The organism is Brevibacterium sanguinis (genome assembly GCF_039528855.1).
GTDB lineage: Bacteria > Actinomycetota > Actinomycetes > Actinomycetales > Brevibacteriaceae > Brevibacterium > Brevibacterium sanguinis.
Genome location: NZ_BAAAMB010000016.1, coordinates 137,763 through 149,730, shown reverse-complemented (window position 1 = coordinate 149,730; position 11,968 = coordinate 137,763). Strand labels below are relative to the sequence as shown.

The following is an 11,968-nucleotide window of genomic DNA, read 5'->3' as shown; positions in this document are numbered from 1 at the left end:
CTGGGAAACTCTAGCTCAGTCGGCCTCGTATGTGCATTCGAGCCACGCGCGGCCGATGCCCTTGAAGTACATGTTGAAGCCGGCGAACGCCGGCGTCGAGGAGGCGTCGATGCCGAGCGGCTCGGAGAGTGCAGTGACGATGAAGTAGTAGCGGTGGGGTCCGTGTCCCTCGGGCGGGGCGGCGCCGACGAAACGGGGCTGACCGGCGTCGTTGGGCAGGGTCACGGCGCCGGCGGGCAGGAGGTCGGCCTCCGGGTTGCCGGCGTCGGTGGGCAGGGAGGTCACCGAGGCGTCGAGGTCGATGACGGCCCAGTGCCAGAATCCGGAGCCGGTCGGGGCGTCGGGGTCGTAGCAGGTCACGGCGAACGCCTTCGTCTCCGCGGGGAAGCCCGACCACGACAGCTGCGGGGACTTGTCCTCACCGCCGGGCACGCCCATGATGCCGGAGGCCTGCGGGGCCGGGAGGGCCGCCCCGTTCTCGATGTCGGTGCTCGTGATCTCGAAGGTCGGAAGCTCGGGAAGGTTGAAGAACGGTGAGTTGACGCTCATGGGTGCTCCTTGGGCTCGTGGGGATCGATCGGCAGCCGTGACGGCCTCAGGCCGGCGGGCCTTCGTGCTTACGCTTCCGAGACAACAGCAAAGCGGCGAGTTCGTCAACCCGCAGACGCCCGGCGAGAACCGCGCTGACCGCCTCGGTGATCGGCAGGTCGACACCGTAGCGGCGACCGAGGGCGAGCACCGCGGGAGAGGACTTCACGCCTTCTGCGGTCTGCTCGGTGTGCGCGATCGTCTCCTCGAGGCTCATCCCCTCGCCGAGGTGGCGGCCGAAGGTGCGATTGCGCGAGAGCGGGGACGCGCAGGTGGCGACGAGGTCGCCGAGTCCGGCGAGTCCGGACAGGGTGTGCGCCTCGGCGCCCATCGCCGCGGCCAGTCGGGAGGTCTCGGCGAGTCCGCGGGTGATGATCGAGGCCTTCGAGTTGTCGCCGAGGCGCTGCCCGTCGGCGATGCCCACGGCCAGGGCGATGACGTTCTTCACGGCCCCGCCCATCTCGACGCCGACGACGTCGGTGTTCGTGTACGGACGGAAGTACGCGTTCGCGCTGATCTCGGCGACCGCCTCGGCGGTGGCGATGTCCGAGGCGGCGACGACGGTCGCGGTCGGCTGTCGGTCGGCGATCTCCTTCGCGAGGTTGGGTCCGGACACGACGGCGATCCGACCCTCGGCGATGCCGGTCACTTCGGCGATGACCTCCGACATCCGCTTGCCCGTCTCGACCTCGATGCCCTTCATGAGGCTGACGAGGATCGCCCCATCGCTCAGGTGGTCCCTCCACCGGCTGAGGTTGTCGCGCAGGGTCTGCGCGGGCACGGCGAGGATGACGATGTCCGCCCCGGTGACGGCCGCGATGTCGTCGGTCGTCGCGGTGATGAGCTCGGGCAGCACCCGGTCGCCGAGGTACCGGGCGTTCGTGTGGGCGGTGGTGATCTCCTCGGCGGTCTCGGCGCGACGAGCCCAGAGGGTGACGGGGAACCCGGCATCGGCGATGACGGCGGCGTACGTCGTCCCCCACGATCCGGCGCCGAGCACGGCGATCTTGGGCGCGCTCACGAATCGGCCTCCTCGGTGCGGAAGCGGGCTGGCAGCTCACGGCCGGAGAGGTCGGCGACCATGCCCGCGATGGTGTCGGTCAATCGCTTCGTCAGCGCTGTCATCGAACTCTTCTCTTCCCTGTGCTCCCAGAGATCCTGGTAGTCGATCGGCGGCCCGAACCGCACCACGGAGGTGTGGGTGAGCGGGCGGAAGCGCGGTCTCAGCGTGCCGCGCGGTTTGACGTCCTCGAGCCCCCAGTGGGCGGCCGGGATGATGGGGGCACCCGTCTCGAGGGCCAGCCGGGCGGTCCCGGACTTGAAGTGCTGGGGCCAGAAGTGCTCGTCCTTCGTCAGCGTGCCCTCGGGGTAGATGACGACGATCTCCCCCTTCGCCAGCGCGTCCTTCGCGTACTCGAGGGAGTCGCCGGCCTGCGCCGAGGCGCGCAGCACGGGGATCTGACCGAGTCCCTTGAGGACGATGCCCAGGGGGCCGGAGAACAGCGTCGACTTCGCGAGGAAGTGCGGCAGCTTACCGCTGCGCCACAGGCCGAGGCCGACGAGGATGGGGTCGAGGTGGTTGGCGTGGTAAGCCGCGACGATGGCCCCGGTCTTCTCCGGCAGGTATCCGGGGTTCTCGATGCGGATCTTCGAGGTCAGGCGGAAGAGCCCGTACGCGGCGGAGGCGACGACGAAGGCGACCCGCCGCTGGGAGCGGACGTCGCCGGGTGCGAAGGAGACGATGTGGCCGCCGGGTGCATCCCCGCCGGTCGCGCTCATGCGGAGACCTCGGCGCCGAGTCCGAGCAGCTTGTCGAGGAAGTTCTCGTACCCGCGGTTGATGAGCTCGATCCCGTGGACCTCGCTGCGCCCCTGTGCGGCCAGTGCCGCGATGAGGTGGCTGAAGCCCCCGCGCAGGTCGGGGACGTCGATGCGGGTGCCCTTGAGGTCGACGGGCCCGGAGACGACGGCCGAATGCGCGTAGTTGCGGCGCCCGAACCGGCATGGGGTGCCGCCGAGGCATTCGCGGTAGAGCTGGATCCTCGCCCCCATCTCGACGAGGGCGTGGGTGAAGCCGAAGCGGTTCTCGTAGACGGTCTCGTGGATGATCGACAGGCCCTCGGCCTGGGTCATCGCGACGACGAGCGGCTGCTGCCAGTCGGTCATGAAGCCGGGGTGGACGTCGGTCTCGAGGGCGAACGAGGCGAGCCTGCCGCCGGGATGCCGGAAGCGGATGCCGGACTCGTCGACCTCGAACTCGCCGCCGATCTTGCGGAAGATGTTGAGGAACGTGATCATCTCCGGCTGCGAGGCGCCCTCGACGAAGATGTCCCCGCCGGTCGCCAGGGCCGCGGAGGCCCACGAGGCGGTCTCGTTGCGGTCCGGCAGCGCCCGGTGGATGAAGCCGTGGAGGGTGTCGACGCCCTCGATGCGCACGACCCGGTCGGTGTCGACGGTGATGATCGCGCCCATCTTCTGCAGCAGTGCGATGAGGTCCATGATCTCGGGTTCGATCGCGGCGTTGCGCAGCTCGGTCACGCCCTCGGCGCGCACCGCCGTGAGCAGCACCTGCTCGGTCGCCCCGACCGACGGGTACGGGAGTTCGACCTTCGTGCCCTGGAGGCGGCGCTTCGTCGTGAGCATGATGCCGCCGGCCGTCTTGTCCACCTCGGCGCCGAACTGCCGGAGCACATCGAGGTGGAAGTTGATGGGACGGTCCCCGATGTGGCAGCCGCCGAGGTCGGGGATGAACGCCTGCCCGAGGCTGTGGAGGAGGGGTCCGCAGAAGAGGATCGGTATCCGCGAGGAGCCGGCGTGGGCGTCGATGTCGACGATCGAGCCCTGCGCGACCTGGGAGGGGTCGAGGCGCAGCTCGCCGTCGGCGTGCGCGCCGTCCGGTCCCGGGGTGACACTGACTCCGTGGAGCTCGAGGAGTCCCGTGACGATCTCGACGTCGCGGATCTGCGGGACGCCGCGGAGCACGGACGGGGTCTCCCCGAGGAGGGAGGCGACCATGGCCTTCGGCACGAGGTTCTTCGCGCCCCTGACCCGCACGGTTCCCCCGAGCGGATTTCCGCCGCGGACTTCGAGCATGTTCCTCCCCTGGTCGCTTTCCGGACTCGTCCGCGGACTCCAGCGACGGTTCTCCGCCGGCTGTCCTCGGACTCGTCCAAGACTAGCGCAGACGACCGTGCGACCCGGCCTCAGACCTTCGCGGGCAGGGTGCGCGGCTTGTGGACGGGACGCCTGGCCTCGAATGCCGCGATCTCGTCCTCCTTGGCCAGGGTGAGGCTGATGTCGTCGTGGCCCTCGAGCAGCCGCCAGCGCGTGTAGTCGTCGATCTGGAACGGGACGGTGACCGTGTCGCAGGTGACGGTCTTCTCACGCAGGTCGACGCTGATCGGGGTGCCCGGATGGTTCTCGATGATCTTCCAGATGATCTCGATGTCGGCCTGCTCGAGCTGTGCGGCGAGGAGACCCTCCTTGCCGGAGTTGCCGCGGAAGATGTCGCCGAAGCGAGAGGAGAGGACGACCCGGAACCCGTAGTCCTTGAGCGCCCACACGGCGTGTTCGCGCGAGGATCCGGTGCCGAAGTCGGGGCCGGCGACGAGGACGGACCCGGAGGCGTAGTCGGGGTCGTTGAGGACGAAGTCCTCGGCCGTGCGCCACCGGGAGAAGAGGGCGTCCTCGAATCCCGTGCGGGTCACCCGCTTGAGGAACTTCGCGGGGATGATCTGGTCGGTGTCGACGTTCGAGCGGCGCAGGGGCACGCCGACGCCGGTGTGGGTCGTGAAGGCTTCCATGGCTGCTCCTTACGCGGTCGCCGAGGTGGGGGTCAGGGTGAGGGTGGGACGGTCGTCCCAGGGCACGGGCTCGGCATCGCGGGGCAGGTCCTCGACGTCGGCGGGCGAGGACAGCGTGCCGCGCACCGCGGTGGCCGCGGCGACGAGCGGGGACACGAGGTGCGTGCGCCCGCCCTTGCCCTGCCGGCCCTCGAAGTTGCGGTTCGACGTCGAGGCGCAGCGCTCCCCTTCGGCGAGCTGGTCGGGGTTCATGCCCAGGCACATCGAGCAGCCGGCGAAGCGCCATTCGGCGCCGAAGTCCTTGAAGATCCGGTCGAGGCCCTCGGCTTCGGCTTCGAGACGCACCTTGGCGGAGCCGGGGACGACCATGAAGCGCACGGAATCGGCCTTCTTCCGGCCGCGCACCACCTCGGCGGCGGCCCGGAGATCCTCGATGCGGGAGTTCGTGCACGAGCCGAGGAAGACGGTGTCGACGGCGATGTCGCGCAGCGGCGTGCCCGGGGTCAGGCCCATGTAGGCCAGGGCGTTGGCGGCGGCGATCTTGTCGTTCTCGTCGGCGAAGTCCTCGGGCGCGGGCACGTTCGCCGACAGCGGCAGGCCCTGACCGGGGTTCGTCCCCCACGTGACGAAGGGCTCGATGTCGGCGGCCTCGAGGACCACCTCGGCGTCGAAGGTCGCGTCCTCATCGGTGTAGAGGGTCTTCCAGTACGCGACCGCCTCATCCCATTCCACGCCCTCAGGGGCGTGCGGACGGCCCTTGACGTACTCGAAGGTCGTCTCGTCGGGGGCGACCATGCCCGCCCTGGCCCCGGCCTCGATCGACATGTTGCAGATCGTCATCCGGGCCTCCATCGACAGGGACCGGACCGCCTCGCCGCGGTATTCGAGGACGTAGCCCTGACCGCCGCCGGTGCCGATCTTCGCGATGATCGCGAGGATGATGTCCTTGGCCGTCGAGCCCGGCGGCAGCTGGCCGTCGACGGTGATCGACATCGTCTTGAACGGCTTGAGGCTGAGCGTCTGCGTCGCGAGGACGTGCTCGACCTCGGAGGTGCCGATGCCGAAGGCGAGCGCCCCGAACGCGCCGTGGGTCGAGGTGTGCGAGTCGCCGCAGACGACGGTCGTGCCCGGCTGCGTGAGGCCGAGCTGCGGTCCGACGACGTGGACGATGCCCTGATCGGCGTCGCCGAGGCTGTGGAGGCGGATGCCGAACTCCTCCGCGTTCTTCCGCAGGGTCTCGATCTGCGTGCGCGAGGTCGGTTCGGCGATCGGCTTGTCGATGTCCCACGTCGGCGTGTTGTGGTCCTCGGTGGCGATCGTGAGGTCGGGGCGGCGCACGGGGCGCCCGGCGAGTCGGAGTCCGTCGAACGCCTGCGGACTCGTCACCTCGTGGACGAGGTGGAGGTCGATGTAGATGAGGTCGGGTGCGCCGTCCTGACCTGGGGAGACGACGTGATCGGCCCAGACCTTCTCGGCCAATGTGCGTGGCATGGTTCCTCCCGCCGGAGCGGAGATCCTCCGCCCGGGTAGTGCTCTGGGGCGGCGGCCGGAGTGCGACCGCCTGAGGCGACCGCGGTCGCGGTGCGCCCCGCCTCGTTCGAGGTGTGGAGTGAAATCTACTCGCCCGTATCGCATTTCGAACTTGCATCTCGCTCATTGAGACGCGCACAATGGTCTCTATGACAAGCAATGGTAGCGGCGTCGGCGTCATCGACAAGGCCGCAATGGTTCTCTCCGCCCTTGAGGCCGGACCCGCGTCTCTCGCTGAGCTCGTCTCGCTCACCGGACTCGCGCGACCGACCGCTCACCGTCTCGCCGTCGCCCTTGAGTTCCACCGCATCGTCGGCCGCGATCTGCAGGGCCGGTTCGTCCTCGGACCGCGTCTGGCCGAACTGTCCTCGGCCGCCGGCGAGGACCGGCTGCTCGCCGCGGCCGGGCCCGTGCTCGGGCAGCTGCGCGATCAGACGGGTGAGTCGGCTCAGCTCTTCCGCCGCCAGGGCGATCTGCGTCTGTGTGTGGCCGCGGCCGAACGGCCCGTCGGCCTGCGCGACTCGGTGCCGATCGGGGCGACCCTGAGCATGCGCGCGGGCTCGGCCGCCCAGGTCCTCCTCGCGTGGGAGGAGCCGGACCGGCTCCACACCGGTCTGCGCGGGGCCCGCTTCTCCGCGACGATGCTCTCCGGCGTCCGGCGCCGCGGCTGGGCCCAGTCGATCGCCGAACGCGAGCGCGGAGTCGCCTCGGTGTCGGCGCCCGTCCGCGGACCGAGCAATCGCGTCGTCGCGGCCGTGTCGATCTCCGGCCCCGTCGACCGCCTCACCCGGCAGCCGGGCCGCCTCCACGCGAAGGCCGTCGTCGACGCGGCACGTGCGCTCACCGAGGCGCTCGTCCGCGGGTGACCCGACCGTGGCTGACCCGTCCGTCACCGACCCTGCGCGGCACCAGCCCGATCACGTCGACCTCGAGCACGGTGTCACCCGTGCCGTCGTCACGCGGGCGGGCGCCGGACTCCGGTCGCTGACGGTCGACGGCCGTCCCGTCGTCGTCTCCCCTTCGGCGGCCGGGCCGGTGACCGCGGCGGCGGCCGGGGCGGTGCGGATCGGGGAGTTCTCCGATGCCGCGTGGACCGTCGCCGCGCGGTCTGCGTCGACTCTCACTCTCAGTGCCACCGGCGATCACGGTCAGGTGGCCGCCTCGGTGAGATTCGCACTCACCGACGACGGTCTCGAAGCCGCTCTCCACGTCCGTTCCCCGTCCGCCCTCGACATCAGTGTCCGTGCCTGGTTCGACCCCGGCGGCGCAGCCGTCGATGAGGCCGCCCTGCGCCTCGACTCCGCGGGATGGCTCGGCGGGACCGCGGTCGCGCCTGAGCGCCTCGACCGCGCGGCGGCAGCGTTCGACACGGGCTCGTGGGTTCCGCGCGACCATGCCGCCGCGGTCGACGCGTGCGTCCTGTGTCGGGACTTCCGCGCTCTGCGCAGTCTCGACGGGGTCGTCCTCGACGATCTGTTCACCATGGCACCGGGGACCCGGTCGCAGTGTCGGATCAGGCGCGCCGACGGGGCCTCCACCCTGTTCTCCGCGAGTTCGGGCTTCGATGTGTGGCACGTGAGCACCGGGGACGGACTCACGCCGTCGCGAGCGGCGCTCGCTGTGGCCGCACGCTCGACCGCCGCCTCGGCGCTCGAGTGGTCCGTGCGCCTGGCCTGAGGGAGAACCGGCCACCTTCGGCGTCGGCTCACAGCACCGTGTGAAACGCATCGGAACTCGCGTGATCTCGCCCTGATAGATTGCGAATACGCAGGTGGGCGGCGTCACACCGCCCCGTGATCCTGAAACCGACCGCGAAAGAGGATGCGACGATGTCGACATCGCACGACCCGGAGAAGAGCAGCTCCGAGACTCCCCACCACTCCCCCAGCGCCGACAGCGCCGTCCCGCGAGGCGCTGCGCCACGAGGCGAGACCGCACCGACCGACTCCGCGCCTCCCCTCCACGCCGACGAAACAGCATCGAGGGCCGGCGAGACCGCACGCAGCGCCGCCGACGAGTCAGCGCCCAGCGCAACCGCCGACCGTGCCGCCGACAACGGTGCCTCTGACCCTGTTGCCACTGACCCTGATGCTGCTGACCAGCACTCGACGCTGCAGTACCAGCCGGGGCATGCCGACGGCGACCAGCGCGCCGCTGATCTCTACGGACACAGCCAGCACAGCGCCGGCCAGCACAGCGCCGGTCAGCAGCCCGGCTCGCCGCAGACACCCGGCCACTACTCCGGCGGCCACTACTCCAACGGTCAGGTCGCCGCTGATCAGCCGGCGGGATCGCAGCAGCCCGGAGCTCATCAGTACGGCTCTCAGCCCGGGGCCGCTGCGCCCGGCTCTCAGCCCGGAGCCCACCCGTACGGCTCTCAGCCCGGCAGTTACGGCCAGCAGGCAGAGTACGGCCAGCAGGCAGAGTACGGCCAGCAGGCGGTCTACGCCCAGCCGACCGGATATGGTCAGCCGACCGGATACGGCCAGCCCAGCACTGCCACGCCTGCGGACCAGCGCGGCTTCTTCAAGTCGCTCTTCGACTTCCGCTTCAACACGTTCGTCGCCACACGCTGGGCGGGGATCATCTACATCCTCGCGATCGTCGTCGCCGTCTTCGCCTGGATCGCGACGATCATCAGCGGCATCGCGGCCGGATCGGCGTCGCGGGTCGCGATGAGCTACTGGGAGCCGGAGCCGTCGTTTAGTCCGTGGCCGCTGCTCTTCGCGATCCTCTTCGGCTGGATCGTCCCGTCGCTGTGGGTGATCTTCGTCCGCCTCGCCCTCGAGCTCATCGTCGCCAGCGTCAAGACCGCCGAGCACACGAAGCGCCTCGCCGACTCGATCGGCCGCTGACCGGTCGCACATCCGACAATGGAAATAGAGTGAGCCCCGCACCGAGAATTCGATGCGGGGCTCAACCGTACCCCCGAGCAGATTCGAACTGCCGTTACCGCCTTGAGAGGGCGGCGTCCTAGGCCACTAGACGACGGGGGCCGAAGACACGTCCGAGAAGGTGACTCCTGCGAACGGATCCGCTGGGCTACCAGGACTCGAACCTAGACTAAGTGAACCAGAATCACTCGTGCTGCCAATTACACCATAGCCCATCGTTTTCCAAGGCTGATTTCCTTGGGCAACGAGTCATAACTCTACACAACCCCGCGCCTGGGAGCCAAATCCTCAGCGCCCGTTTTCGTGTGACCTTCTTAACACCGCCGAGGCGGTCGGCCGATCACTCCCGAGCGAGCGTGATGAGCCGGTCGAGCACCCGGTAGCCGTCAGCGCGCAGACCGTTGTGCTCGTACTCGTTCGTCACCCACGGACGCACCCCGGAGAGCAGCTCGGCGGTCGCCAGCGAGTACTCACACGGCACGTACGCATCCTCGAAGTAGACGGCTGCCGCTCCCCTGACCTGGGACGACCTCAAGGCCTCGACGTCGTAGAGCGCCGGCCACCGGCGGGCGGCGATGAGCTCGGCGACCTCGGCGAACGGGGCGAGCTCGGGATCCTCGACGAAGGACTCCGGACCCGCGTGCTCTCCGGCGAGCAGCGTCGGATCCGCACTCACCGAATCGGGCATCGCCCGCCTCGCCGCCCAGTTCGTCACGGTGCCGTCGGCCCAGCACGATTCGTGGACGACCGCGTAGAGCGGGTTGCGTCCCGAGAACGGCAGGGCACCGGCGAGATCGTGCCGCAGTCCCGCCGAGGCGGGGTCGAGATCGAGGAGGTAGTGGAGGGCCTCGGGCCCGTCGGAGGCGCCGAGGTAGTGCCCGAGAAGTCGGAGCCGCTCCGTCGTCGCCCGTGCCCCACCGGGCAGGGCCAGACCGTCCTCGGCCGCGGCGAGGGAAGCCAGGGACGCGATCCGCTCCCGGTCGCCGGGGAAGTCACGGTAGTGCTCCTCGGATTTGCGGATCATCGTCGCCCACGTCGTGCGGTAGACGTCGACGGGGTCGACGCCGATCGCCGGCAGCCCGCCGGTGAAGTACACCTCGGTGAGCGACTCGGAGTGCGCGGAGACGTAGCGCAGCGCGGTGAATCCGCCGAACGACTGCCCGAGCAGCGACCACGTCTCGACGCCGAGCGCGGTGCGCAGGATTTCCGCATCCTCGACGATCGAGTCCGCGCGATAGCAGCTGAGCACCTCGGCGATCGCCTCCGGCTCAGCGCCGCTGAGCATGTCGAGGCCGGTGATCGCGCCGTCGACCGAGCCGATCGGGCTCGACTTCCCCGTCCCTCGCTGGTCGAGCATGACGACCTGGAAGTCCTCGAGCGCCCTGGCCAGCCACGATCCCCCGCCCACCGGGGTCGTCGGACGGGGTGCCTCGAAACCGGGCCCACCCTGGAGGAAGACGAGATAGGGCTTCGTGCTCTCGGCCTCGTCGGCGACGATCCGCGCGAACACCTCGATCTCCGCCGAGGCGACCCCCGGGTGACCGGCCAATGCCGGTGCGTCCGTCAGCCGGGAGAAGTGGTCGAGCGGGACGGTGATCGTCACATCGCGGAAGTGCAGTCCCCCGCGGTGCCTCTCCTCGACGTTCACAGCTGCGCCGCCAGAGCCCGCAGGCGCGCGAGCGAGGAGTCCTTGCCGAGGATCTCCATCGACTCGAAGAGCGGCGGGGAGACGCGGCGGCCGGAGACGGCGACCCGCAGCGGACCGTAGGCCAAGCGCGGCTTGATCTCCATCTCCGTGACGAGCTTGGCCTCGAGCACCGCCTGCAGGTTCTCCGTCGTCCAGTCGTCGACACCCTCGAGGACCTCGAGCGCGGCGGCGAGCACCTCCGGCGCGGAGTCCTTGAGGGTCTTCAGGCCGTCCTCGGTGATGACGAGTTCGTCGTCGGGGGTGAAGAGGAAGGCGAGCAGGTCAGGCGCCTCGCCGAGGAGGTTCATCCGGGTCTGCACGAGCGGCGCCGCCTCGTCGAGGATCGCCAGCTGAGCGTCCGTCGGCTCCTCGGCAAGCACCTCGGCGGCCTGGAGGTACGGAATGAGACGATCACGGAAGTCGGCGGGGGCGAGCATCCGGATGTGATCGGCGTTGATCGCCGTGGCCTTCTTGATGTCGAAGCGCGCCGGATTGGGCAGGACGTCGTGGACGTCGAAAGCCTGCGTGAACTCCTCGACGGTGAAGACGTCGCGGTCGGGTCCGATCGACCAGCCGAGCAGCCCGAGGTAGTTGATGAGCCCTTCGGGGATGAACCCGTTCTCGCGGTGGAGGAAGAGGTTCGACTCGGGGTCGCGCTTCGACAGCTTCTTGTTCCCCTCCCCCATGACGTAGGGCAGGTGACCGAACTGCGGGGTCGCCTCGGCGATGCCGATGGCCTTGAGCGCTTCGTAGAGGACGATCTGGCGCGGCGTCGACGAGAGCAGATCCTCACCGCGCAGCACGTGCGTGATGCCCATGAGGGCATCGTCGACGGGGTTGACGAGCGTGTAGAGCGGCTGCCCGTTCGCACGGACGACGACGAAGTCGGGGATCGTGCCGGCCTTGAACGTGATGTCGCCGCGGACGAGGTCGGTGAACGTGATGTCGTTATCGGGCATCCGCACCCGCCACACGGGCTCGCGGCCCTCCGCGCGGAATGCGGCGATCTGGTCGGCCGTGAGGTCGCGGTCGAAGCCGTCGTAGCCGAGCTTGGGATCCCGTCCGGCCGCCCGGTGCCGGGCCTCGACCTCCTCGTTCGTCGAGTACGACTCGTAGATGAGACGTGCGGCCTTGAGCTTCTCGATGACGTCTGCGTAGATGTCACCGCGCTGCGACTGGCGGTAGGGGGCGTCGGGTCCGCCGACCTCGATGCCCTCGTCCCAGTCGAGGCCGAGCCACTTCATCGCCTCGACGACCTGGCCGAAGCTCTCCTCCGAGTCGCGGGCGGCGTCGGTGTCCTCGATGCGGAAGACGAACGTGCCGCCGGTGTGCTTGGCGTACGCCCAGTTGAACAGCGCGGTGCGAACCATGCCGACGTGCGGGGTTCCGGTGGGTGATGGGCAGAAGCGGACTTTGACGGTCACGGGCGATCCTTCGGTGGTGTGATGGTGCTGGTCAGGTGTGATG

At 69.5% G+C, this 11,968-nt stretch carries 11 protein-coding genes and 2 tRNA genes; 3 read left to right on the top strand and 10 right to left on the bottom strand.

The features are described 5' to 3' along the window. Window positions 1–15: 15 nt before the first annotated feature. The 6 genes from ABD154_RS16690 to leuC all read right to left on the bottom strand — a co-directional run bounded on the left by ABD154_RS16690 (window position 16) and on the right by leuC (window position 5,881). Window positions 16–549, bottom strand: coding sequence for a YbhB/YbcL family Raf kinase inhibitor-like protein (locus ABD154_RS16690; RefSeq protein ID WP_198499180.1), 534 nt, complete (start codon window positions 547–549; stop codon window positions 16–18). Window positions 550–595: 46 nt separating this feature from the next. Then, window positions 596–1,609: an NAD(P)H-dependent glycerol-3-phosphate dehydrogenase gene (locus ABD154_RS16685; protein WP_198499181.1), complete on the bottom strand. Its 1,014-nt coding sequence runs from the start codon at window positions 1,607–1,609 to the stop codon at window positions 596–598. After that, the gene (locus ABD154_RS16680; protein ID WP_198499182.1) at window positions 1,606–2,367 is read right to left on the bottom strand and encodes a lysophospholipid acyltransferase family protein; all 762 of its coding nucleotides are present in this window, start codon (window positions 2,365–2,367) and stop codon (window positions 1,606–1,608) included. The genes ABD154_RS16685 and ABD154_RS16680 overlap by 4 nt, the downstream gene beginning before the upstream one ends. Continuing rightward, the gene (gene murA, locus ABD154_RS16675) at window positions 2,364–3,680 is read right to left on the bottom strand and encodes a UDP-N-acetylglucosamine 1-carboxyvinyltransferase (RefSeq protein ID WP_198499183.1); all 1,317 of its coding nucleotides are present in this window, start codon (window positions 3,678–3,680) and stop codon (window positions 2,364–2,366) included. Before murA ends, ABD154_RS16680 begins: the two co-directional genes overlap by 4 nt. 110 nt (window positions 3,681–3,790) lie before the next feature. Further along, window positions 3,791–4,390, bottom strand: coding sequence for a 3-isopropylmalate dehydratase small subunit (gene leuD, locus ABD154_RS16670; RefSeq protein WP_198499184.1), 600 nt, complete (start codon window positions 4,388–4,390; stop codon window positions 3,791–3,793). Between the two features lie 9 nt (window positions 4,391–4,399). Beyond that, complete coding sequence (gene leuC / locus ABD154_RS16665; RefSeq protein WP_198499185.1) at window positions 4,400–5,881, bottom strand: 3-isopropylmalate dehydratase large subunit; 1,482 nt, start codon at window positions 5,879–5,881, stop codon at window positions 4,400–4,402. A gap of 188 nt (window positions 5,882–6,069) precedes the next feature. Between leuC and ABD154_RS16660 the strand changes: the two genes are divergently transcribed. From ABD154_RS16660 to ABD154_RS16650, 3 genes are all read left to right on the top strand, one after another. Further along, window positions 6,070–6,786 carry an IclR family transcriptional regulator gene (locus ABD154_RS16660; RefSeq protein ID WP_009378215.1) on the top strand — a complete coding sequence of 239 codons (717 nt, stop codon included), beginning with the start codon at window positions 6,070–6,072 and terminating at the stop codon, window positions 6,784–6,786. A 7-nt stretch (window positions 6,787–6,793) separates the two neighbouring features. After that, on the top strand, window positions 6,794–7,597 hold the full coding sequence (locus ABD154_RS16655) for an aldose epimerase family protein (RefSeq protein WP_198499186.1): 804 nt from the start codon (window positions 6,794–6,796) through the stop codon (window positions 7,595–7,597). A 152-nt stretch (window positions 7,598–7,749) separates the two neighbouring features. Beyond that, window positions 7,750–8,775 (top strand): DUF4282 domain-containing protein, encoded by a 1,026-nt coding sequence (locus tag ABD154_RS16650; protein WP_198499187.1) that lies wholly within the window; start codon window positions 7,750–7,752, stop codon window positions 8,773–8,775. Window positions 8,776–8,843: 68 nt separating this feature from the next. On the opposite strand, the gene ABD154_RS16645 is transcribed toward ABD154_RS16650, so the two are convergent. The 4 genes from ABD154_RS16645 to gltX form a co-directional block, all read right to left on the bottom strand. Beyond that, a tRNA-Glu gene (locus ABD154_RS16645) sits at window positions 8,844–8,916 on the bottom strand. 41 nt (window positions 8,917–8,957) lie between these two features. Beyond that, a tRNA-Gln gene (locus tag ABD154_RS16640) sits at window positions 8,958–9,029 on the bottom strand. 125 nt (window positions 9,030–9,154) lie between these two features. Continuing rightward, window positions 9,155–10,417 carry an alpha/beta fold hydrolase gene (locus ABD154_RS16635; protein WP_198499188.1) on the bottom strand — a complete coding sequence of 421 codons (1,263 nt, stop codon included), beginning with the start codon at window positions 10,415–10,417 and terminating at the stop codon, window positions 9,155–9,157. A gap of 41 nt (window positions 10,418–10,458) precedes the next feature. Continuing rightward, the gene (gene gltX, locus ABD154_RS16630; protein ID WP_198499189.1) at window positions 10,459–11,925 is read right to left on the bottom strand and encodes a glutamate--tRNA ligase; all 1,467 of its coding nucleotides are present in this window, start codon (window positions 11,923–11,925) and stop codon (window positions 10,459–10,461) included. Window positions 11,926–11,968: the final 43 nt, after the last annotated feature.